General features: G+C 25.7%; 23 protein-coding genes and 2 pseudogenes. 5 read left to right on the forward strand and 20 right to left on the reverse strand.

All coding sequences use genetic code 4. From position 1 onward, the window contains the following. Positions 1 to 247 precede the first annotated feature (247 nt). The 6 genes from GOQ20_RS02835 to GOQ20_RS02860 all read right to left on the reverse strand — a co-directional run bounded on the left by GOQ20_RS02835 (position 248) and on the right by GOQ20_RS02860 (position 3,946). The gene (locus tag GOQ20_RS02835) at positions 248 to 787 is read right to left on the reverse strand and encodes a hypothetical protein (protein ID WP_167845317.1); all 540 of its coding nucleotides are present in this window, start codon (positions 785 to 787) and stop codon (positions 248 to 250) included. 24 nt (positions 788 to 811) lie between these two features. Further along, positions 812 to 1,147: a hypothetical protein gene (locus GOQ20_RS02840; RefSeq protein WP_167845318.1), complete on the reverse strand. Its 336-nt coding sequence runs from the start codon at positions 1,145 to 1,147 to the stop codon at positions 812 to 814. A gap of 187 nt (positions 1,148 to 1,334) precedes the next feature. Beyond that, positions 1,335 to 2,180, reverse strand: a complete 846-nt coding sequence (locus GOQ20_RS02845; protein ID WP_167845319.1) for a hypothetical protein — start codon at positions 2,178 to 2,180, stop codon at positions 1,335 to 1,337. A 51-nt stretch (positions 2,181 to 2,231) separates the two neighbouring features. Then, the gene (locus GOQ20_RS02850) at positions 2,232 to 2,663 is read right to left on the reverse strand and encodes a hypothetical protein (protein WP_167845320.1); all 432 of its coding nucleotides are present in this window, start codon (positions 2,661 to 2,663) and stop codon (positions 2,232 to 2,234) included. 26 nt (positions 2,664 to 2,689) lie between these two features. Continuing rightward, positions 2,690 to 3,382, reverse strand: a complete 693-nt coding sequence (locus GOQ20_RS02855; RefSeq protein ID WP_167845321.1) for a hypothetical protein — start codon at positions 3,380 to 3,382, stop codon at positions 2,690 to 2,692. 9 nt (positions 3,383 to 3,391) lie between these two features. Further along, the gene (locus GOQ20_RS02860; protein ID WP_167845322.1) at positions 3,392 to 3,946 is read right to left on the reverse strand and encodes a hypothetical protein; all 555 of its coding nucleotides are present in this window, start codon (positions 3,944 to 3,946) and stop codon (positions 3,392 to 3,394) included. 76 nt (positions 3,947 to 4,022) lie between these two features. Here GOQ20_RS02860 and GOQ20_RS02865 point away from each other — a divergent pair, with 76 nt between their 5' ends. Continuing rightward, positions 4,023 to 4,475, forward strand: a complete 453-nt coding sequence (locus GOQ20_RS02865; protein WP_167845323.1) for a hypothetical protein — start codon at positions 4,023 to 4,025, stop codon at positions 4,473 to 4,475. A gap of 26 nt (positions 4,476 to 4,501) precedes the next feature. On the opposite strand, the gene GOQ20_RS02870 is transcribed toward GOQ20_RS02865, so the two are convergent. From GOQ20_RS02870 to GOQ20_RS02925, 12 genes are all read right to left on the reverse strand, one after another. Beyond that, complete coding sequence (locus GOQ20_RS02870; protein WP_167845324.1) at positions 4,502 to 5,002, reverse strand: hypothetical protein; 501 nt, start codon at positions 5,000 to 5,002, stop codon at positions 4,502 to 4,504. A 13-nt stretch (positions 5,003 to 5,015) separates the two neighbouring features. After that, on the reverse strand, positions 5,016 to 5,792 hold the full coding sequence (locus GOQ20_RS02875) for a GNAT family N-acetyltransferase (RefSeq protein ID WP_167845325.1): 777 nt from the start codon (positions 5,790 to 5,792) through the stop codon (positions 5,016 to 5,018). Positions 5,793 to 5,816: 24 nt separating this feature from the next. After that, positions 5,817 to 6,302, reverse strand: coding sequence for a hypothetical protein (locus tag GOQ20_RS02880; RefSeq protein ID WP_167845326.1), 486 nt, complete (start codon positions 6,300 to 6,302; stop codon positions 5,817 to 5,819). 11 nt (positions 6,303 to 6,313) lie between these two features. Continuing rightward, positions 6,314 to 6,577, reverse strand: a complete 264-nt coding sequence (locus GOQ20_RS02885; RefSeq protein ID WP_167845327.1) for a hypothetical protein — start codon at positions 6,575 to 6,577, stop codon at positions 6,314 to 6,316. Between the two features lie 10 nt (positions 6,578 to 6,587). After that, complete coding sequence (locus GOQ20_RS02890) at positions 6,588 to 7,028, reverse strand: hypothetical protein (RefSeq protein ID WP_167845328.1); 441 nt, start codon at positions 7,026 to 7,028, stop codon at positions 6,588 to 6,590. A 29-nt stretch (positions 7,029 to 7,057) separates the two neighbouring features. Then, a complete protein-coding gene (locus GOQ20_RS02895) occupies positions 7,058 to 8,566 on the reverse strand; it encodes a replicative DNA helicase (protein ID WP_167845329.1) in 1,509 nt (502 codons plus the stop codon). A 5-nt stretch (positions 8,567 to 8,571) separates the two neighbouring features. Further along, positions 8,572 to 9,087: a hypothetical protein gene (locus GOQ20_RS02900; RefSeq protein WP_167845330.1), complete on the reverse strand. Its 516-nt coding sequence runs from the start codon at positions 9,085 to 9,087 to the stop codon at positions 8,572 to 8,574. A gap of 14 nt (positions 9,088 to 9,101) precedes the next feature. Continuing rightward, entirely contained in the window at positions 9,102 to 10,130 is a 1,029-nt protein-coding gene (locus GOQ20_RS02905; protein WP_167845331.1) for a hypothetical protein, read from the reverse strand. 2 nt (positions 10,131 to 10,132) lie between these two features. Beyond that, positions 10,133 to 12,229 (reverse strand): type IV secretory system conjugative DNA transfer family protein, encoded by a 2,097-nt coding sequence (locus tag GOQ20_RS02910; protein WP_167845332.1) that lies wholly within the window; start codon positions 12,227 to 12,229, stop codon positions 10,133 to 10,135. Then, positions 12,207 to 13,988 (reverse strand): hypothetical protein, encoded by a 1,782-nt coding sequence (locus GOQ20_RS02915; protein ID WP_167845333.1) that lies wholly within the window; start codon positions 13,986 to 13,988, stop codon positions 12,207 to 12,209. The genes GOQ20_RS02910 and GOQ20_RS02915 overlap by 23 nt, the downstream gene beginning before the upstream one ends. Before the next feature lie 187 nt (positions 13,989 to 14,175). Continuing rightward, the gene (locus GOQ20_RS02920; protein ID WP_167845334.1) at positions 14,176 to 14,502 is read right to left on the reverse strand and encodes a hypothetical protein; all 327 of its coding nucleotides are present in this window, start codon (positions 14,500 to 14,502) and stop codon (positions 14,176 to 14,178) included. A gap of 80 nt (positions 14,503 to 14,582) precedes the next feature. Next, entirely contained in the window at positions 14,583 to 15,041 is a 459-nt protein-coding gene (locus GOQ20_RS02925; protein WP_167845335.1) for a hypothetical protein, read from the reverse strand. A gap of 69 nt (positions 15,042 to 15,110) precedes the next feature. Here GOQ20_RS02925 and GOQ20_RS02930 point away from each other — a divergent pair, with 69 nt between their 5' ends. Together GOQ20_RS02930 and GOQ20_RS02935 are read left to right on the forward strand one after the other, a co-directional pair. Further along, the gene (locus GOQ20_RS02930; protein WP_167845336.1) at positions 15,111 to 15,998 is read left to right on the forward strand and encodes an IS1634 family transposase; all 888 of its coding nucleotides are present in this window, start codon (positions 15,111 to 15,113) and stop codon (positions 15,996 to 15,998) included. Beyond that, the gene (locus GOQ20_RS02935) at positions 15,980 to 16,561 is read left to right on the forward strand and encodes an IS1634 family transposase (protein ID WP_167845337.1); all 582 of its coding nucleotides are present in this window, start codon (positions 15,980 to 15,982) and stop codon (positions 16,559 to 16,561) included. Before GOQ20_RS02930 ends, GOQ20_RS02935 begins: the two co-directional genes overlap by 19 nt. Positions 16,562 to 16,676: 115 nt before the next feature. On the opposite strand, the pseudogene GOQ20_RS02940 reads toward GOQ20_RS02935, so the two are convergent. Both GOQ20_RS02940 and GOQ20_RS02945 read right to left on the reverse strand, forming a co-directional pair. Then, positions 16,677 to 17,770, reverse strand: a pseudogene (locus GOQ20_RS02940) (IS30 family transposase). 199 nt (positions 17,771 to 17,969) lie between these two features. Beyond that, positions 17,970 to 18,434: pseudogene (locus tag GOQ20_RS02945) on the reverse strand (transposase); the annotation flags it as partial. 80 nt (positions 18,435 to 18,514) lie between these two features. Here GOQ20_RS02945 and GOQ20_RS02950 point away from each other — a divergent pair. Both GOQ20_RS02950 and GOQ20_RS02955 read left to right on the forward strand, forming a co-directional pair. After that, complete coding sequence (locus GOQ20_RS02950; protein ID WP_167845339.1) at positions 18,515 to 18,700, forward strand: hypothetical protein; 186 nt, start codon at positions 18,515 to 18,517, stop codon at positions 18,698 to 18,700. Positions 18,701 to 18,775: 75 nt separating this feature from the next. After that, positions 18,776 to 23,710, forward strand: a complete 4,935-nt coding sequence (locus GOQ20_RS02955) for a lipoprotein 17-related variable surface protein (RefSeq protein WP_167845340.1) — start codon at positions 18,776 to 18,778, stop codon at positions 23,708 to 23,710. Positions 23,711 to 23,733: the final 23 nt, after the last annotated feature.

A 23,733-nucleotide genomic window follows, 5' to 3' on the forward strand; every position in this document is an offset into this window, starting at 1 on the left:
ATTCTGTGGTTAGTTTAATCTATTGTTCTTTCATTTTCGTTTTCATTATCAAGTATTTTTGTTAATTCATTTTCAAAGAATGTTTTAAAAGCTTTATGAAAATCATATAAATAATCTTCCATAATAGTGTATTCTGCATCTTCTAAAACTGTGTAAATATCTTTTTTATATTTTGTATTTCCAAAATCATCACTTTTGAAATAATCAGGATGGTTTTCAATTAGATATTGAATTTTTTCAACCTACTTTACATTTCAATACCTAAATCTTCTTCGATGCTTAATTCTTTTTCAAGTTCCTTTGTGAATTCTTTTTTAAATTCATTGTGAAACTCATATAAGAAATCTTCAATAATATATCGCTCTGCTGCTCTTAAAACATTATGAATTGATGTTTTTTCCGGTTCAAACGTTTCAAAATATTCCAAATGATTATCAATTAAATATTTCATTTTTTCAAATGATTGAAGTTCTAAATCTTCGTCATAAATATTAGCGTTATCATCAGCGATATATGGTATTTGTTTTTCCATTTGTTCAAATAAATCATTTAAAGAATTTGCTTCGTCATATTCGACTTTTTCACTAAATCTTTCAAAATAATCTTCACCAACTAAATTAATTTCGTAATCTCTATACCCTGTAAAGTTTTGATTATTTAAATTTAATCAATCAAATTTATTATTTTTGGTTGAAATTTTTTTTGCTAAACGATAAATTTTATATTCATTGCTTCATTTTTTTATTAAATCTCACGCTTTAAAATCTAATTCTTTATCAAAATTCATATATTCTCCTATGGTAAGTTTAAGTTAAATCGTCATTTCATTGTCTTCTTCTAATTCAAATTCATTTTCTAAAATATTTTCAAATGCTTTGTTAGATTGATATAAAAATTCATTAATTAAGGTTTTTTCACCAGCTTTTAAAACATCATAAATACTTGGTTTTTCTTTAATATATTCAAAATAATAAGGGTCTTTATCAATTAAAAATTTGATTTTTTCTGTTGTTTTTTCTGCTAATTGATTTTCTTTTGTGTTTATGTTTGTTTCCGCTATACTTGGTAGCTTTTCACATTCAATATAGTCAATACACTCACCTAACGAATTGAAATTTTCTTTTTGAATAGTTTTTTTCAAAAGCATCGATGTAATCATATAAAGGACAATCATAAAAAACATCATTTATATAAGGTCAATTTTCATACAAAATCACCTTGTCGTATATCTGCTGAACTAAACTATCTTTTTCTTGATTTTTAAATCAATTTAAGATTTTTTCTCTATCTAGTTTCATATTTTCTCCATTCTGTGGTTAATTTAGTCATTATTTTTAAATAAAATAATTAAATATTTCTCTTATTAATTGCTTTGGTATATTTGAATGCTCGCCAATTTCGCTAATTTGTCTAGTGGAAAACGCCTTTGATTTTTTAATTCCTATCTTGGAAAAATCAAATGCTCTTATACCTTTAACTCTCTTTTGGGGGTTATCTTTCATAACGGTATATATTTCACCATTAACAATTTCTGTGTAATAAGGGGGAATAAATTTCTCTCATTTTAATTTCATTTCAACATTTGAAAGAAAGATAGTGTCTTTTCTAATGATAAAACCATAATTCCCATATCTTCCTTTATTAAAATGCAAATCAAAATAATTACCAAAGTCAGTATTGTATTTGATGTACTTTCACATTAAAGAGTTATGTGGGTTTTCAATGTAAAAATATTTAGGTTTATAATGTTTGATAATGCTTAATGTATTATCAATACATTTTTCTCCAAGTCTTTTGATAAATAATTGATTATCTGCTTTTAGATAGCGAGTAAAACCACTTTTGAGTTGTTCAAATTCTTCTTTGGTTCTTTCTGTTAAACAGGTTTTAGAACTGTCTTTATATTTCCAAAAACAAGTTCCACCGCCTTTCATTGATAAAACACTACTAAAAGACTGGCATAATGGAGAAGCAACTATAATATCTGGTTGTGGTAATTTATCAAAGAATTTTTTTAAAACTTTAAAATCTTGTGATAAATCTACATCGTATTGTGTTTTTCTTTCAGGGACAGTAATATCAATAGTGTGAATTTCATATTTATCACTATCAATTAAAGATTTATAAACGGAATTATTACCGCCGCCGAATAAATCTCATACAATTAGTTTTTGTTTCAATTAGTCTCCTTTCTTTTAAACAAGTAAATTAATTCTTGCTCAATTTACCATTTAATAACTATATTCCATTGGTTTTTCTTTAAGAAAACTTGCTTCTAACTCTTTATAAATCTTTTCATCAACAATTTTCGTTCTAAATTTATCTTTTAAAAATTGATTAAATTCTTTACCTTTATTATTTTCCAAAACCAAATTTAAAAGTGTTTCATTTAATCATCAAGTTAAATTTGTATTTATATCATCTCTTTGTTCTCTATAATCACAGGTTTTATAATATTTATATTTTGCTACTGCATAAACATCACCGCATTCATTAACGGCATCATATGCTTCTCTATATAACTCGTCCATATCATAATCATCTAAATAAGGTCAATCTTCGTTTGATTGGACAATCATTTCTACAATATCTTTACTATGATAAATATAGTTCTTAATATTAATCTTTGTATTTTCATTTATTTTAAAAAGTTTGTCTTTCATAATTAATTCTCCTTTCTAATAACAATTTACATATTCATTTCTTGGTTTTTAGTAAATTCAAAATCTTCATTTTTTATTTTGCTTAAAAACTCTTCAAATTGATTTTGATTATCAAAATTCTCAATTTTGTGGTCTCAGTTTCAATTTGTACTAGTGATTATTATTTCTTTGATATCTTCTTTATCTAAAACTTTTTTATCTCAAAAATGCACATATAATTCGTTATTTTGAATATCTAACTCATCAATTACTTGCATTCTTTCAATTCATATTGCTAATGTAGTATGTTCTGTTTCATCAAACTCCACATTTAAATAATCACAAAATTCATCTATATCTTCAAAGTAGTTATTTTTAATGTAATTTGGTAAAGTTTGATTTTCATATTCTTTGTTTTCAATATAAATTTCCTCAATTTCTTCACGATTATGTACCTGCTCTGTTTCTGGGTTAATATAAAGTTCATATCACGGGCAATTGCTCTTGATGATATATTGTAATACACTATAAATTTGATTTAAAATCTTCTTATAATCGCTTTTTTCTAAAACATCTCCAAAGAATGCTTTAATTTCTTTTCCTTGTCTAAAATCAGGGTCTCCACTCAAAAATTCTTCCATATCAATTTCTTTATTAGTGTATTTTGAATATAGCATAGATACATTTGAAAGAAATTCATTTACTTGTGTTGCTATCTCATCTTGTTTTTCTTTATTCATTTTGCTCCTTTATTCATCTTTATTTTCATCTCTTTTAAATTCAGATTTTCAAATTAAACCAAGCGGGTTTAAGTTTCAAATTCTTCCTAAAAGTGGAGTTTTTATTAATATGTCTTTACCACGGTTTTTCAGTGTTTGTTTCGATATTTGTTTAATTGCTTTTTTGAAATTTTCATAAAAGATGCTTTCTATTTGTTTTGCTGCTTTTTGGAAAGACAAATCATTTTCTAATTTATTAATATCTTCAAATGTTTCTCCCAGTCTAAAACATCAGTTTCTGGTGTATTTAGATTTTTCTTTAAAACCATAAAGTCCTGAATACACAGTAGTTTTATCATTAGACAATTCTTTATCTTTATAGACTAAGAAAGATTTATTTTCATTGTTTTGAAGCATTTTAATCATAAAAATAAGACAATACTCACAATGAAAAGAACTTTCTGGTCAATATTTTTTCTTTTCTCTTTTTAGATATTCTTTCATATCTGGTAAAAATTTGTCATGTACTCTAACTAAATTGATAAATCTGCTTCCTGAATGGTAAATATAAAAATTTCATTTCATTTTTTCTCCTGTTTTTGATAATTAATATGTTTTATAATTGTTTATGTAAATATAAATATAATGAAAGGAATATAATATGTCAAACTTTAAAGAACAAATGTTGCAACATACAAAAGAAGTATTTGATAATTTAGAAATCAAATATGATGAAATAACATTAGAAAATAAAACTTTTTTTGTTGAAGAAATTAATTTCTTAAAATCAAACTTTGCAATTAAATTTCCATATAAAAATAAAATCTATAATTTATTTTTTTATTTTGCAGAAAAAGTAATTTCTTTAAACAAAACAAACAAAACTATAAAAATCTGAGAATATGGTGAAACAAAACAAAAATTTAAATATTATAAGAACTGATTTCCAAAAATTGTTCAGTCAATAGAAAGTAAAAAAGAAAAAATATGATGAATTTTTGTTCAGGAAAAACAATTATCAGACAAAATTCAAGAAAATTTTAAAAATGTTCCAGACAATATGAGAGTTTTTTGTTACAAAGATTTAAGCAAAAGAATAAAGGAACTTTTATAAGTAAATTAATAAGATGAAACCAAACTTTATGAGTTTGGTTTTGATTTCACCAAATCATATAAAACAACTTTTTCAATATTTTCTACATTAGGAGTTTTGATAACAATATCGTTGCTTTCTGTTTCTTCGTAAGCGTTGTAAATTATTTTCTTATAAGTCTTAAATATTTCTTTTTTCAGTATCTTTCTTAATTTATAAGTTATTTCTTTATTTGTTAAATTTTTATTTATTTCCTTTCCAAAACATAGTATTATGTCAAAATTTGCTGTTTTGTAATCAGTCAATTTTTCATCTTTTTTATACATAAAATCTGATTTAATAAGTTGGTCAGTGTCTAATGAGTGATAAAAAGAACTAAAACAAATTTGACAATGAAATTTTTTAAAAAAATCATCTCACTTTTCATCTTTGCTTTCACTTAATAAAAAATTCACTTCCTTTATAGTTTTGTCAATATTTACTCTATGTAAATAAACTTGCTTTTCTCCGCAATGATATGTATAAATATCTTGTATTTCCATTTTCATATTTCTCCAATCATTAATCGTTTTTAAAGGTTAAAGATAGTAGTTGTGAAACATCTTTAAAACCAATCTTTTTATAGATGTTTCCTATTATTTCTTTTGTATAGTAAAGTAATATATCTTTATTTGATATTGTTAATAGTTCATTACATAATTTTGCTACCATAATTTTGCTTATACCTTGGTTTCTATATTCCTGTTTAACAAGAACTCCCCAAAGAACAAAATAATCACTGGTAGAATAAACAATGCAACAATGTCCTATTAACTTATCTTTATCAAATACTAAATAACCATATTTTGCTTGTTGGTTTTTGTATTCTCTTATTCAATTTTCCCTTGTGCTAGGGTAAAAGTCATTTTCTCTTAAAAAATCTATTGCTAAGTCAATATTTGAGTTATCAACTTTTACTATTTTGTAGTTTTTATCATTAGCAAAGAGTTTTAAATCTTCCTTTTTTAAAGTAGCAATATTTTGCATTTCAAATAAAGCATTAGGGTATTTTTCTTTGAGTTTATTAGTTAAATTTGGACATAAATCTCCAAAACTAATTCACTCTGGTTTTAAAGTATCGATTTTGTCTAATATTTGCTCAATTTCACTTTCTTCATACAATTTGCTTGGAATAAAAAGTGAATTATTTAATGTGTTTTGAAGAATAACTCCGTTATTTAAATGATGTAAGATAATTTCTTTATTATCTACTTGCTTTTCTAACTTTCCGTTTTCTAATAAATAAATGTAGTAGTTATTTACTGCATCATCAAGGTAAAGATTTTTTAGGATTTTCATTGTTTCTCTATTCTGTGGTTAGTTTTATTCCATTAACATTTCTTTTTGATTATCTAAATCAAGTCTTTTTTCAATTGTTTCTTCAAACTTTCTATGAAACTCTTCTAAAAAATCAGAACCAATATAATACTCTGCATAATGCACAATGACATAAAAATTCTTCTTATTGGTTTTTGTAAATTCTTCTAAGACATCAGAGTGATTATCAAGCAAATAATTAAGTTTTTCAACAGCATTTTTTTCTAAATCAGCATAGTAAATATTTACATTATCGTCCGCAATTTCATATATGTGCTCGCTTTGATTTTCAAAAAACTTTTCATCTACTTTAAGTTCTTCATCATCTAATCTTTCTTCTAAATCTTCAATATATTTATTTGCCAAATCAATGTAGTTAAAATCAATTCCTTGAAAGTCTTCATTTTCAAAAACAATATCTCTAACTGTTTGATTTAATTTATCTTTTTTAAATTCTTCTAAAAAAGTTAATAATTCTTTATTAAGTTTCATTTTTGCTCCTTTTATTTTGTGAGTTTATTAATTTGTTTTGATAATTCTTTTGATTTTATTTTTGATGCTTTCATAACATCTTCTAATTTGGTATAAAATTCCTGATAAATATTTGTTAAATCTTCTTTTGTATTTTCAGAAATTAGGTCAGAACTTTTAATAAGTTTCAGTTCATTTTCTTTGAATTTCTTCATATTTGAAATGAAATAAATTTCATTTGAAATTTCAGTAAATTCTTTATGTAATTTATTTAAGTTTTTAAATTTATCTTCCATTTAATCTCCTTTACATAGTCATTTCATTTTCTATATCTTTTTCTTTTACCACTTTGATTGAATAAAGGTTGTCCTTTTCATTTTCCATAATGTCTTTTAGTGGGTAAAGAATATAAGAATAAGTTGTTTGTGATAATTTTGTACCGGTCATTTCCGTAAAGTTATCTGTTATTTCTTCTAAGTAATCTGTTTCAATGTTGAACAATTTATCAATTGATAACTTAAAAGGAATAATGTCATCATTTTTATAAAGTGAAAAGATTTTGTCCTGTGGTAAATCACTTAAATGTTCATTTCTATAAGCAATTCCAACAACAACGCTTCCGCATTCACTCCGTAAATCTCCAAGAACTATTAAAAATTCAGCTGGTTTTCCATTAAGATTTTCTTCTAAACTTTCTTTTAATTGTTTTCTCGGAATTAAAATGTTCATTAATATATCTTTATTCATCTATCTCCATTCTGTGGTTGTTTAATTATTTAAAGTGTTTGCTCTTGTAAAATTGTTTCTTCATTTTGAATTTGCTTCTGTGCTTCTATTTGATTTTGCTTGGTTTGCTCTTTAATCATTTGGTTTTTCTTTAATAATTTCTTTGTTTGAAAACAAACAAATTCTCCTTTGTAATATAAAGTTGTATTTCCAAGTTTTCCATTTCTATTTTTAGCAACTGTTAAATTGACTTTTCAAACATCGTTATTAAAAGAATTTGCATCTTTGATTTTATTTAGGAAAATCACAATATCTGCATCTTGTTCAACACTACCACTGTCTCTTAAATCGTGTAATTGTGGAGTATTGTTTTCTCTTTGCTCTACAACTCTGTTCAACTGACTGAGTGCAACAACTGTTATTTTTTCTTCAAGTGCTAATGTTTTCAGTGCTCTCGAAATAATTGAAACTTGTTCAGTTCTATTTCTTGAATTTTCACTTGCATCTATTAGTTCTAAGTAGTCAATGAAAACTACATCTAATTGTCCTTTAAGGTTTTTGTTGAGTTTTTTAATTTTTCAAATGATTTCTTTTAATTTACATTTAGGGGTATCATCAAATTGTAATTTCATTTTAGGTAAGAAAGAATAGTTAAAAGTATTTAATTTTTCAATATCATTTTCTGTAAATTGAAAGGGGTCTTGTAATTTATTAAGGGGAATTTTCATAACTGAACTAATTGTTCTGCTTAAAAGTTCATTTGAAGTCATTTCAAGTGAAATGAACGCAACATTTTTGCCAATTCGGTTTTTTTCTAAATTTTGATAACTAATTTTTTGTGCTAAATTAAGTGAAAATGCTGTTTTACCAACACTTGGTCTTGCTGCAATAACAATTAATTGTCCGGGTTTAAAACCTTGTGTGATTTCATCAATTTCAGGAAAGTAAGATAGTATTTTTCCTTGTTCTGGTTTTTCTTTCATTTCTTGTAATTGATTTGAATAATCAATCATAAGTTCATCAATTCTTTTGAATTGTCCAACTCCACTTGTAGTAGAAAGATTTAAATCAAAGAAAGTGTTTAATTCTTTGGAAATATCATCCAATTTAATGTTTTTATCTTTTAGAAACTCAGGTATTTTTCTTAGAGAAAACGCTTCAAACAATCTCATTTGTTCAAGTTCAATTAATCTATCTGAATAATCTTTAAGGTTTTTAGAATTTGCAAGTCCGCTAGATAAAATAAGGTTAAGATAATAATTATCAATGTTTTTGTATTGTTGCTTAATTTCAGGTTTTTCTAAAAAACTTGCAATATCTTCATAGTTAAATGTGATGCTTTTATTTTTGAACTTTGCTTTTTCATTTTTAATTAATGAAAATAGTTCTCTATTTCTAATATCAAAAAAAGTGTTTTCGTTTAAATAATCAACTCCTAATCTTTGTTGCTCATCATCTACAATTAAAATGTTTAAAACATTTCTTTCTAATTGAATATCTTTGTAAATAGTATTAGGGTTAATTAATTTAGCTAAATCTTTAAATTGAAATTTATTCATAATTTTTAAAGTGATGGTTCTTTATCGAATTCATCATAAATTGAACTTTCAATTGTGCTTTCTTCAATGAATTTTTCAGGGTTTAACGGAGTTCCGAAATCATTAGTTGCTACTTTTTCTTGAAATTTTTCTTCCGTTTTTTCTTTTTCTTTTTGTCAATTTTTAAAGTTATTAATTACATTGACAAATTTTGTTTCTTGTGTTTTGTCATTTTTTTGCGCAACGTCAATTCTATTTATTGAGTTAATAATATAACCGTCATTACTTGGTAATTGCTCGTAATTAACTTTTACTATTTTATGTATTAATGAATACGCAATTTCTTGTGCTGATTTGTGTTCTGTATTCTCAAAGTCTTTTGGAACAAATCATCAAAAAGGGTAGTAATTCACTGAATTTTCTTCATTTGTTTTTTGAACGTAAAAAATGTAGTAATCTGTATCTGTTTTTTCTGCTTTTTTTGCAATTATTTTCTTTGTAATTTTTCCGTAAGTAGTTCCTGTTATTTTTGAATAATTCATTTATATCTCCTTTGTTATTTGTTAATGTTTTTGATATTATCGATAAGTTTAATTTGTAAATTGTCTTTTGTTTTTCTATATTTTGGAATTCTTTTTGCAATTCCTAATTGCTCTTCCATATCTTCTTTAAGTTTTTCGATATTACCCCCTTTCTTGGTAAAGAATTCTTCAAGATTTCATTTGTTTTTATTAATTCAAAACAAACTTATATAAATTAAATTGAGAATTCTTATTTGTTCTAAAAAGTCTAATGTGTTAAATCTTCTAATTGCTTTTTGAAATTTAATTTGGTCTTTTCTATGAAACAAATCATTTTTGTAAATATATGTTTTTCAATACTTATTAAGGAAAAACCAAGATAAATTTATAACGATACTTTTAATGTTTTTTAAATCAAGCTCATAAATATCGCTAAGAAATTTAAATCATTGAGTATAGATGTTATAAAACACTCTTTCATAGTTTTTTCTATTTGATTTCAGTTCTTTGTTCAGAACTAAAATTCTTAGTTTTTCTTTTTCATACTCAATAAAAGTTTGCTCTTGATTTACTCTACCCAAATCTCCTGATAATGCAATAAACGTTCAATCATCTATTTTGTACATTGCATCAACTAAATATCTTAAAAAACTATATTTATTGTTTAAATTGATTTCTAATTTAATTCCCTTTTCAAAAGTTTCTAATTGCTCTTGCATCTGTTTATTAAAATTAACATCAATTTCCAAAATTTCATATTCATCAATTTCTTCTCTTTCAATAATCAACTTTCTATGAACGATTAAAGGTAAGACGTTATTTTCATTAGTAAGCATTAAGAGAAAATTATTATCAAAACAAATGCTTCATTTATAAAGTGTTTTCAAATCAGTTTTAAATGGTTGAAAACTATAACCTAGTTCATTTAATTTAATTACATAAGCAACAAAATTACTATAATCTGAAATTTCCATTCACTGGGTTCATTTTTCTTCTTCGTAGTAAATACCTTTATTAATTTGATGTATTTTCTGAATTTTTAATTTTTCAAGTTCTAATAACATTTTTAACCTTTGTTTTTGTGTTTGTTTGATTTGTAAAATTGTTCAATTAACTTAAAATTGATTTCTTTAAAGATTTGGTCTTTGCTATCTCTGAAACTCTCGTGCAAAAGAACCATTTTATCTTTACCAAAAAGGTATTGTGCGTTTCTGCTTCTAAAATCATTATTCATAATCTTTTCTTCCACTGTTGTTTCAGCAACATTTTCTATTACGTGTTTAAGTAAGTTTTCTCTTTGAATGACTTTATTTTCTTTTTTCTCTCTAACTGCTTTTAATGCAGGACTAACTTGGTACTCAAATTTTCTTTCATCATTTAAAATGTCTTTAAAACCAAGATAAAAAGGTGTCATTGTTCATAAGAAAGGTTTTTCATTTGGTATATCAATTAACACATCATTTTTTGGTTTTTCTTTTAAGTCATTAATTTCCAAAATGTTTTTATCTTGTTCTGATGAAGAGACATTATCATTTTTATCTGAATGTGAAATTGACTTACTAATAATTTCCTTTTTACCGATTGATTTAATAAAACTCTCCATTGTTTCTACTGACGAGCTTGAAATAAAATAAGTTAGTCCAGTGTTATCAATAATGGTAGTTGTTTCTCCTTTACCAGTATCATATTTTTTAAGTTGTGCATATGATTGAATAATAATTAAAAAGAAAATTCATCTTGAACGAGCAATACTGATAGATTTGTGAAAATCATCAATTGTTGCTAAACTTGCAAATTCTTCTAAATAGAATTGAAACTTTCTAGGTAAATGTTTTTGCTTTTGTTTATTTGCTTCTTCGGTTGCATATTTATAAAGTTGTTTTAAAAACAATGTATTAAATTTATTAACTGCATTTTCGTGGTCTGGGTAGCAAATAAACAAAGCAAATGGTTTTTCATTCATATTCTCTAAAAGTTCTTTTAGATTTAATGAACTAGAAGATAATCTATCTGAAAGTTTAAAGTGAGTAGCATAACCATTGATTACATCTTGCGCATTACTTATCATTCCTTCGAGTGTTCCGTCTGCTTTTTGTGGTAAGTTTGAAAAGATTTGCAATAACTGTTTTCAAAAAATATTGTGTTCAGACATTTTTTCAATTTCTTCTCTTCAAGTACCATTTTTAAAATTATTCGGACTTAAAAACTCTGCTGCTTTAATAATTGTTAAATCTTCTGGGTTTAATCTTTCAATGTTGTACTTTTTAAATAACGGATTATTCATTGTTTTGTAAAGCAAATAAGTAAAAATGCTAGTTAAAATGCTTTTACTTGAACGCAATCAAATATCATTTTTACCGTCCGGTCAACCTAAATCTTCGACTATCTCATTAATTGAAGAAATTGCTTTACTATAATCTTGCTCTTTTAACTCATTAAATGGTTTGCTATTGATAATTTCATAAGCAAACATTAAAGGGTTTCAAGTTTCTCCGTCTTCATCAATTAAGTCAATTAATTTAATTTGATAACCATTGTCATTTAAATAGTTATTCATTGTGTTATAAATTTCTTTTTTAGGGTCAGTGATAAACATACAAGGTTTTTCATCTTCTGGTAATTGTGCATTGTAAGTAATATTTGGTAATACTAAAAACTGACTTTTACCACTACCTGTACCCCCAATGATTTTTGCGTGATTATCTTTGTTATTTACAATTCAAATTTTCTTTTTTGTTTTAGCGTCAATTTTATAACCTAAAATTCAATTTGCTTTGTTTTTAGGTTTTACAACAAATTCACTAAATAGTTTTTTTCAATTCCCTATTTTCTTTCTTTCGTTTCATAAAAAGATTTCATCAGGGTTTTTATCTTTCTTGAACTCTGGTTTAAAGTCATTCCAATTCACTACAACCATTATTCCAATAAATAAGAATGTATAGCAACCAAAGAAAATACCAGTGATTTTTCATTTTGTTATAAAGTTAATTAGCGCTTGTCCAAACTTTTGTTTTTCAATTAAAAGAACTTTTAAATTGAAAAGAATAAAGATACATAAATACAAAATGATAAGAATTGATAAATAGAAAATAATTGAAAGAATTAATGACTTTTTAAATTCCTTTTTAAAATCAAAGAGTTTATCAATGGTTTTCCATAACATAATCTATTGCTTCTTCCATATCGATATCAAAGTTTTTATAAAATTCTTTAATTGTTTTCATTTGTTTTCATTTCTCCTTTCTTAAACTAGTTAAGTTTCATTTTGATTTAAAATCTTCTTCATCTTTTTTCAAATTCATTTTAGAGATAACAAGTAAAGTTTTTGCATTATGAATTTCTGATTGAAACTTGTCTTTTAATGCAATTGCTTCCTTTTTAACATCTCAATCTGTTTCTTTAACAATTGACTTATCAAAATCTTTAAGCATACTTTGATATTGCTTCTCAAACTGTTTAAAATCACTTTGATGCTTTGTTAGATAATTTAAAATTACATTCATTTCTTTTGAATGAGAAATCTCGTTTAAAGATAAATTCTCTTTTTTGATTTTTGATTTTAAAGAACCCCAAGATTTTCTAAATTCATTAAACTGATTAACATTGACTTTATTATCATTCACAAAACTATCTATTTCGCTATTAAATGAAATACTAAGTGTTTCAACTATTTCTAATTTCTTTTGTTCTAAAAACAAATTCAAATTATGAATATTTGGTAATGATGCTTCTTTGCTTCAATTAACTTTTTCATTTGTATAGTATTTTGAAATATATCTTTGGTAGGGGAACAAATTTCTTTTGTATTTACGGTCAATTGAAATACAAGTTCTTAAAACAAAAGAAAATAACTTATTTTGTTTTTCCTTAATTTCTTTTGCGTAAATACTTTTCAATTCCTTTTTAGCAATACTATTATTTGCTTGAATACTAGAAATTGAATTTAAGCATTTGTCATAATTCTCATTTAGTTTTTTATAAAAGACATTACTTTTAATTAGTTCGTCATTAACATCTGCAATATAACCTTTGATTTTCTTATCTTTGACTTTGAAATAACTTTTAATTTTATTCTCATTACAATACTTAGCAATTTCTTCAATCTTTCTTTGAATTTCTAAATTGCTTGCTTTGTAATCAACATTCGCAATTCCATTATTAAAGTTTCTTTTAAAATCATAAAGTGAATTCTTAGTTTGATAAACTTGGTTTTCATACTCTTTATACAACTGAGCATTCATTTTTCACTCTGTTCTTTGCTTAAAGTCATCAATTGTTTTGTAAAGGAAATTGTTAAAAGGGTATCAAATGAATTTGCTATCTTTGTTTTTCTTGTAAGATTTTTCTTTTTCAAAAAAGACAATGTGAGCGTGTGGGTGTTTAGTATTTACGTGAATTCCCATATAACCCTTTATTTTGTTAAAGTCCATTTTGTTTTGAGAACAAAACACTTGTAATTCTTCTTTAAGTAAATCAAATCATTGCTTCTTAGAGAAAAACCTATTTTCTGATACTAATTTAGAATTAGGGGAAAAGATTAAATTAAATATCTTCTGGTCTTTGTCTAATTTAGATAATTCTTCTTTTGCTATTTCTAGTGGTATATCATTTTCATTTTGAGAAATATCATAGATACCTGTTAAAGACTTATCTTCCGAATATACTTTTAAGAAACTATGCATAAATTCAATTTCTTCTTTACCACTTTGTAAGAAAATATGATTTAACTTATCTTGGTTAAAGTTTTTAGGTTGAACTAAGATTGCTTCTTCTCTTGCAATATAATCAATCACTTTACCAGAACGAAATCAATGGTCTCCCAAACTCTTAGTTGTATTAGTTTTGGAATTCTTAATTTCTATTCTTTGCTTATGATTGAACACATTAAAAATTGCTATAACATTTGAATTAGTTTTATTCATTATTTAAATTAAGTATTCATAAGTATCTAATTAAATTTAAATACATACTAATATACTCCCTTAACATACTTTATGTTTGATTTTTTCCACTTATGAAATTAAAAAGTGTTTTATTAAAACAAATATCAAATTTTTGAACAACTCAATTCCCTTAGTTATGCATTTTCATACTGTAATACTCCCTAAACTACATAACAACTGCGATAAAGTCATTTTTTAAAAATCTAAATAAAGAACTAATGTCTATAAATCTTTGTTTGATAACTCTTTTATATTCAGATTTGATTTTGATAAAATCTACAACATAAGAAATTAATGAATTTATTTTTTTGAAAAACTTTCAAGCAGAAAATTTTCCTAAATTTAAAAATGTATTTGTTATTCTGGTGAATTTCTTCACAAACTTAAAATGAGTATTCTTTTTGTCTTTTTTAATATTTTCTTCTTCGTTCATTAAAACATCTTCTTTATCAAATTCAAAATCATCATTGTCTCATCTTGATGTTTGCATCATTCTTAAAAATGAAATGTATTTTTTACCATTTAGCAATAAACACAAAACAATCTTTGAAAAAGAATTGAATTTGATTTGTTTTACAAAAAAGGAATGTAATCATTTTTCACAAATTTGATTTCTAAAAAGAATGTTGATTTACCTGTTTTAGTTGTGGTTGCAATCTTTTTAATAATCATTTGTTTTGAATGTTTGTTAATCTTGTTAAGTGTTTTGTAAAATTCACTTTTATCAAAATTATGTTTTGTGTAAAAATCAAAACATTTCACTTTTCCGTTTTTTGCAAGTTCTGCAAAAAGCAACAATGAAATTAATAATTGTTTGTTTTTCAAGTTCATTAAAATTTCTTCATTTACTGAAAATGATGTTGTCTTTTTGAAGAAATGAAGATATTTTGTAATGTCCAAAGTTTTGAATTTATCATTTAAACTATTTTGAATTTTTAAAGCATCTTTGAATTTTGTTTGTTCTTCAAAAATCTCTTTTTGAGAATAACCAAATTCTTCAAGTTCTCTATGGTTTAAACCTGATAAATTCATAATTTCTCCTTTCTTTTTAAAATGAAAAGCAAGTCCCATTTGACTTGCTTTTTTTCTTGGTGTCTTTAATTGTTCCCTCACGAAATTATTAATAAGAAATTAAAAAACAATAAAGAAAATCTTTTAAAATACAACAAAAAATTCAAAGGATATGACATTATTTGTTCATTGGTTGATTATTTCGATATTTTCAAAGATTGTAATACAACAAAATCAATAAGTTTAAAAGAAGTTGTGATGCAACAAATCTACCAAAGAATTAAAGACCCATTAAGTATTTTAGGTACTTTTAATAGTTTAAAAAAAGAGCAAGAAATTGTATATTCTAAAAACTCTTTTTACAGATCTTTAGATTATATTGCTGAAAATAGGGAGCAAATTTTACAAAATATAAATTCAGTTCTTGTTAATCAATACAAAAGAGACGTAGAAATCATATGATACGATTCTACAACCACTTACTTTGAAACTTTTAGTAGACAAGGGTTCAAAAAACCTGGTTATTCAAAAGATGGTAAATTCAAAGAAGATCAAATTGTTATTGGATTAGCGACCGATTCAAATGGAATTCCGCTTCATTATAAAGTCTTTCCAGGCAACACAACAGATGCAAGAACATTTATCCCTTTTGTTTTAGAGGTGCAAAAAATATACAACATAAAACAAGTTACAATTATTGCTGATAAAGATATATCTACAAATAGCAACATCAGATTTTTAGAAGCTAAAGGTTTAAAATTCATTATTTCCTATCGAATGAAAAAAAGGTCTAAAGAATTTAAAGAATTTGTTTTAAAGAAGGAAGACTATATTCACTTCGAAACTGGTTTAATGTATAAAACAGAAGAAATTGCTTCTCTTTATAGAAACGGTAGAAACAATGGAAAAATAAGAAAAAGAATCATCACTTTTAGCAAAAAGAGAGTAAAAAAGATGCAGTGGATAGACAAATTTTAATTAATAACTTCCTTAAGAAAGCTAAAAACGGAAAAGTTTCTTATGAGGATATAACAGGTAATAAGAAATATAGATTCTTCAAAGCTGTTGAAAAATCTGGTTATTATGAACTTGATAATGAAAAGATTTTAGAGGATGAAAAATTCGATGGACATTATGTTTATGAGACAAATAGACATGATTTAACACCTGATCAAATTGTAGATTTATATGCAAAGCAGTGAAAAGTTGAAGAAAATTTTAGGAGTTTAAAAAGTAGATTAGCCCTTAGACCTATGTATTTATCAACTTGAAAACACATCGCTGGTTATATATGTATTTGCTTTTTAAGTTTAGTTTTAATGAAATTCTTAGTTTTCAAAATCAATGATTTAACAGGTTTATTTCAAAAAGATAAATTTACAGAACATAGATTAACGGAAATGATGAAAAACGTTATGTCAATTGAAGAAAGATTTAATGGTAAAACAATAAAGTCAATCGATGTAATAGATGATAGTATAGAAGATTGTTGAAATGACTACACCTTAGTTAAAAAAGTTTTAGAAATGACCAAAAAGTAAAAATAAATATCCGCTTCAAACGGATAGCTTGAGTGTAATCTCCAGTGCAACAAAAACACCACTCCCAACGCAACATATGAGGTGGTGTTTTTTGTAGTGTTTCTTTAAATTTTAATTATTTTTTATATCATTTGAAGAATTTGTTTCTTTCAGTATTGGACTTTCTTTTTCTAAAAGCACGATCATATAATTGGATTTCTTGTATTTTCGAATCTCAAGGTTTTTTATAATAATACAAATCGAAAAACAACTCATCAGCTGAAAAATAATCAAGAATTTCTCTTGGCATATTGTTTATTTGTTTTTCTGTTTCCATAATTTCTTCATCCGATATTTTGATAAAATTCGTTTTCTTCGGATATTTTCTTCTTATTAAACCATCAAAGTTTTCAATTGATCCTTTTTGGAAAGAAGCATATGAATCAGCTTTATAAATTTTAATTTGCAACCTATAACCAATCATGAAAAACGACTTAAATTCCAGTCCGTTATCAATAGCTATAGATTTAACATTTAGTCTTTTTTCTTTAATTAATTCAAACAACACTTTTGCCACATTTCACGGATTTTTATCTGGTACTTTTCTTATCAATCCGTAACGAGTTTGTCTTTCTTCAAAGGTTAATAAATGTGCAGTGGTTTTTCCTTTTTTACCGACAATTAAATCAGCTTCTCAATGTCCAAATTCAGATCTATCATTAACATTTTTAGGTCTAAAAGTTATTGGTATAACATATCTATTACCTACAAGTCTTGTTGTTGTGTCACCAGTTCTTTTTCCACCTTTTTTATAACGTGGACGTAGCTTGTTTTTATTGTCAAAGCTCATAACCCACTGTTCATTCAATTGTAAATTGTTTTGATTGTAGGTATTGGAAAATCATAATGATTCTTTATTTTGAATCAGGTAATTTTTACCCCTGAATAAGTATTGTCAAAGTTTTCTAAAAATACTTTTGTGAATTCCTTGTAATAATAAAAATCAGATTCCAATTTAAATTGATATTTTCATTTTTCTCTTATTTTAGATTTGTTTTCAGTTTCTTCAGCTATATACCCATTTTCGGTCGAATTATTTTTTATTTCTCTTCATATTGTAGATTTTGAAAAACCAAGAATTTTTGCAATTTTTTCTAAAGAAATCGAATAATTTTTTAAAAAAAGTTCTAGTTGTGCCCTATTTTTGAAACAAATTCTTTTATAATTCATTTATGTGGATCCTTTGCAAAAACACCACAAAAAAATTTTAATAAATTTAAAAGAAACAAAAACACAAGAAAAAAGCGTGGCGTGCAGCCATGTTTTTTTTCTTGTGTTTTTGCCCCTCCGCGTTGCAATGCAAATTACAATCGAGCTATCCGCTTCAAACGGATATTTTGCTTTTTATACTACTAAGTGGGAAACGTGGGGAAAGAAAAATAGGTCTTAGTTCAAAGTTTGTTTTCATTACTCTAAAACTTTCTTCAATTTTTCAAAGTTTTGAATATTACTTAATAATTTCTTTTTCATCCATATCTTCGTGAGATGTTAAAATTCCATAAAACCCATCAGAAACTTCATCTTTTAAAATGGCTTGATGATCTAATTCAACTTCGTTAGCTGAAAATTTTAAATACTTCTTACCACCTCTTTTCATTTCTGATTTTATAGCTGATAAATTGAGTAATTTTTCAGATTTTTTAATGAGTCTTTCACGACCTTTTTTATCTTTTCTTTGCCTCTTTCCTGAGAAAGTTAAAATGAGTTTATTATCAATTTCATAAAAGGTATTATTTAATTTAAAAAGCTCTTTGTGATCTTGTTTTTTCACACTAAATTCTTCATACATCATTTTATATGTCTCAAAATCATAAATTCCATCAATTTCATTTTCTAGATAAATAGCCTTGATAATTACAAAATGTAATAAAATAAATAAAATAGATATTACAAGTGTTTTAGAAGGGAAAAATAATGAAAAAAACAAAGAAAATATTACTAAATGGACTAGGGGCAGTTGCTATTATGGCTGTTCCAGTTTCAATTTTTGGGTTTTCCGCAGCAACTAAACCTAGTATTCAAGCAATCTTAAATGATTTACTTCAAAATATGGATTTAAGAGAATCTGCAATGAATAGTTTAAAACATAATTGAAGATAAATCGGTGATGGCGTATTATATAAAACAAATTTATATGTTTGAGATTTTTCAAATAGTCAATATGGAGGTTATGTCTTGCAAGACTATTCAGTTTCTTACGATGATAACTCATACTACACATATGAAGATTATGATAATAATATCATTTTTAAATTTAAAGTAGAGTCTTTTATAACAAGATTAGATCTTGTTGGTGGTGGATTAGATGTTGATTATAGAATTGTTACACAAGACTTAGATAGCAATATAGAAACAAATTATGAGCATTCTAGAAATGCGGGTTCATTACTCGGTCTTACATGACAACAATATTTAGATATTCTTACAGAAACTAATGATACTGGTGATACACTTTTTGATAAGAATGCAGGTAGAATAGAGCCAACATATGACGAAATAAAAAGAGTTACATTACCTTCAGAAGTTGATTTAGAAGTTTTATATAAAAATACACATATTAGTGATACTCTTTTATCATATTGAGGTGATTTTAAAAGAAAGAAAATGATTACCTTTAATGATAAAGATGGTACATATGAGTTTTCTCTTATTCCAGAATTGTTTGCGCCTGAAAATTTCACAGCGGAGAGATTCCCTAATCCATACTTTCCTGATGATCGAAACAAAGATGTAGTTAATAAATTAAAATGAATAGATTGAGCAGAGAATGATTTTAGGAAAATTTCATATAGACAAGAATCTCCAAACGGACCTAAGACATTTATTTACTCAAATCTTAAACCTAGTGATTACTACGGAGATACAGGTTTTAAAATGGTTGTTGTTGGATTCAAAACAGAAGCACAAAGATTAGATGAAGAATGAGTAAAAATTACTAATATAAAACTTGGTACACATGTTATTTCTGATGACACAAGCGCTGATAATTCAGTGTCAAATGCTTCATGAATAACGTTTGATGATGCAAAAAATCCATCTTCATATTCATTTTCAGGTGATGGAATCACTGGTGCAAATATGCATTGAACAATAGAATCTGATGAAGCAAGTAGAACTATTACCCTTAAATATAAATTAGAATCTACAAGACAAAGGGAAGGTAATTTTACTGGTGATGTCTTTTCATCAAATGAAAGAACAATTACTATTAGTGGATTCCCTTCTGAAGGTCAACCTGCTGTTGAATCTCAACAAAAAGATGATATTGAGAATTTAACACCTACTTTTACAGCTGATTCAAAAAAACAAGCTTCATATTTTGATACAAATAAAGAAGAAATTTCAAGAAGTGTAACTCAAGATGCAGAAAGTAAATACAATAGAACAGTAAATATCTTAGAAGTATTAGGATATGATGATGCTACTGGTAAATTAAAAGTAAAATATCGAATTGAATCTACACCTAAAGATAAACCTCAAGAAGCTCCTTTAAGTTCAAGAAAAAAAACAGCTGAAATTGAAGGTTACTTAACAGAAAAACAAAGAATTCAAAACATCAAAGATTCTTTATCTAATGAATCCATTTGATTTAACGGTGATAAAAAACAAACATCACCTTCTTCAGTTGATAAATCAAATATAACACCTAAAGATTTATCTAGCGATAATGCTACAATGACAATTACATCTATATCAGGAAATGATAAAGATGGAACTTTAACAACAAATTATGACATTAAAAGTTCTAAAACTGTTGATCAACTTTACAAAGGTGAGTATGCAACAAATGGTAAAGATGTAAATGCAATTAATAATACAGCAGTTTCAGGAAGTGAATCATTAACTGGTTTCAAAACCGAAGCAGAAAGACTTGATAAATTAACTACAAATCTTGATTATACTGATAAAGAAGTAACAATGCCTTCTGCAACTAATAAAGAGTCAGTAACTAATGACCTTGGAAATGATCAAAACGCAAAAGTTGTTATTGATTCAATTGAAGAAGCTAATGATGGATCTGGAACTATTAAATTTAAATACCATTTTGAATCTACAAAAGACGGAATGACTGGTGTTGTGTCAAGTTCAAAAGAAGCTACAATTAATGGATTCAAAACAGAAAAACAAAGATTAAATGAACTTAATGCTACACTTGATTACACTAATAAATCAACAACAATGCCTTCAGGTTCTAATGCTGATAGCATTACTAAAGCACTTCCTAACGGAAGTGCTGCAACAGTGGTTATTGATTCAATTGAAGAAAGAAACGACAAAGATGGAAGTATAAAAGTTAAATACCACTTAGTTTCTTCTAAAAACGGAATGACAAATATTGTTTCAGAATCAAAAGAAGGTACTATCACAGGATTCAAAACAGAAAAACAAAGATTAGATGATCTTAGTGCAACTTTAAATTATCCAAATAAAGATACAACTATTGCTTCAGATGCGCTTAAAGAAAAATTCAATTCTAACCCAAATACTTTTGATAATGCTAAATTATTTATGTACTCAATAACAGAAGCAAACGATGAAGCTGGTACATTAAAAGTTAATTACCACTTTGTATCTACAAAAGATGGAATGAATGATGTTGTTTCTGAAACTTATTCTCAAGAATTTAGTGGATTCAAAATCCCTTCAAAAGAATTAAGCAATATTAATGATTTAGACGCATCATTTAATGGTGATAATTCAAAATTACCTTCATATTTTGATAGTTCAACAGCAGATAAAACACTTTCTACAACTGTAGATCAAGATCCTGATGAAATTTACAATAGAGTTGTTAAAGTTACTGAAGTTGTGAATCCAAATGATAAAGAAGGTAAATTAATTATTAAATATGTAATTGTTTCAACAAACAAAACTGATCCTAATGAAACATACATTTCAAATAAAAAAGAAGTAGAAGTTCCAGGGTTTAAAACTGAAGAACAAAGACTTAATGAACTTAGTTCTGAGGCAAGTTATCCGGATAAAGAAAATACTTCTCCTTCTGAAATTGATGTAAATAACATTAGCTTTACAAATAATTTAGAAGATGCTAATGTTGAACTTATTCCTGATTCTCTTGTTAAAGATGATTTAACTAATTCAGTTACAGGTAAATACAAAACCACTTCAACTAAAGAAGGTGCTGAAGATGTTTCTGTAGAAAAAGAATTCACTATTACCAATTTTCAAAGCGAAGTAGAACGTTTAAATAAATTAGTTAATAACGATCAGGCAACTAAAACAGTTACTTACAATGATGCTTCACAAGAAAAAGAAGCCATTAAAGCTTCAGAATTTGTTGCTAAAGAAAATCTTCTTGAGCTTATTAATGCAAATATTTCAACTCCAGATTCATTAGTTAATAAATCAAAAATTGAAATTAATCTTGATGATATTGTAATTAATGATGAAGATGGAACTATCACATTTAAATACCACTTAGTTTCTTCAAAAGATGAATTTACAAATGCTGATAAAGCTGATAAAACTTCTACAACAGAAGAAAATCTTATTTTAGATGGATTTTTAACCAACTTACAAGCTAGAAAAAATGAATTAATTAACAAAATTAATGAACTTGTTAATAGTAATAATGAAGGTAATTCAGGACTTATCGAAGAGCAAGCAGATGAGCTTATTAACTTAATTAATAGCGATAAAACTGATACCATTGCTAAAGTTGATGAACTTGAAAAACAAGCTGATATTACTGTAATTAAAAATGATTTAGCAAAACTTACTCACCTTAATTCAAAACAAAGAAGTGATGCTGATAGTAAAATTAGCAAACCAGATTTAACTGCTAAGGAAGCTAAAGAAATTTATAATTCTTACGTTGAAATTGATGCAAAAATGGAAAAACTTGGAGAATTAGTTGATAAATATAACAAGCTTATTAGCGATCCAAATAATAAAAAATACACAAGCGCTAATGAAGAAACTAAAACTCAGTTTGATAATAATTTAAACTATGCAAAAGAACTTCTTAAGTCAGATAAATATAATGGAATTAGTGAAGATTTAGCTTTAGAGGAAGTTCCATTTAACCTTTTAGATAAGTTAATTAGCGATGTTAATACTATAAATAGTTTAGATTATGATTATGAGAATTTAAATAATAATTCTAAATTCCCTAAAGAATTAATTGATAATCTTAGATACCTTAATGAGCAAGAAAAACAAAAATATAAAGATGCAATTGAACCTAAAGAAACTTACTCAGAAGGTCAAGCTATTTACAATTATGCAGTAATTGTTAATAATCATAAAAACGATGCAATTAATTACATCGATTCACTTAAATATCTAAATGAAACTGAAAAGCAAGCATTTAAAGATAAAGTAATTGTTGCTAATGGCGAAGATTTTGATCTAGTAGATAAAATCAAAAACGATGTTTACGAAGCTGATTTATCAGTTAAAAAACTTATTGATGCAGCTAAAGGTGCTGCAAGATTAACTAATGATGAAATTAACCAAATTATTAATAACCTTCACAATTTAGGTGTTAATAATCCAAATTATGATAATTTAGATAATCAACTTATTAGCTACAATGACTTTGCAGATGCATTAGAAAGATACCGTAAAGATAATATATCTAGCGATACTTTCTTAGAAAATGAAAGATTGTTAAAAGAACAAATTGCTAAATTAGATGAGAATCATTCATATAATCAAAATAACATCTCAAAAGCTGCACAAGCACTTCAAGATCGCTCAGGTTTACTTAAAAAAGATTCTCAAAGCGAAATTAATTTAGTGCATTCTCTTTTAGAATCAAGAGAAACAACATTTAAAAATGAAATTTCCCATGATAATTTAGTAAACCAAAATAGATACCAAAACTTCGCTAAAAACGTGGTAAATGCAAAATACTTTAAGCTAGCTATTAAAGGAAAAGCAACTAAAGAGGAAATTCAGATTCTTAAATCCATTGCAAAAAGCGATGCTTCAAATGTAATTTACAGTGCATTAATTAAGAAACTTGATGCAATTAAAGTTTATATTCCAAGAAAAGTAACTTCATTTAAATGATGATTACTTGTGTCTCTTACCCTTCTTACACTCGGTTTTTGAATATTTATGCTTGGAAGAAAGAAAAATTAAAGACCTTTAATAGCTTCTATTAA

This window comes from Mycoplasmopsis gallinacea (genome assembly GCF_012220205.1).
GTDB lineage: Bacteria > Bacillota_I > Bacilli_A > Mycoplasmatales > Metamycoplasmataceae > Mycoplasmopsis > Mycoplasmopsis gallinacea_A.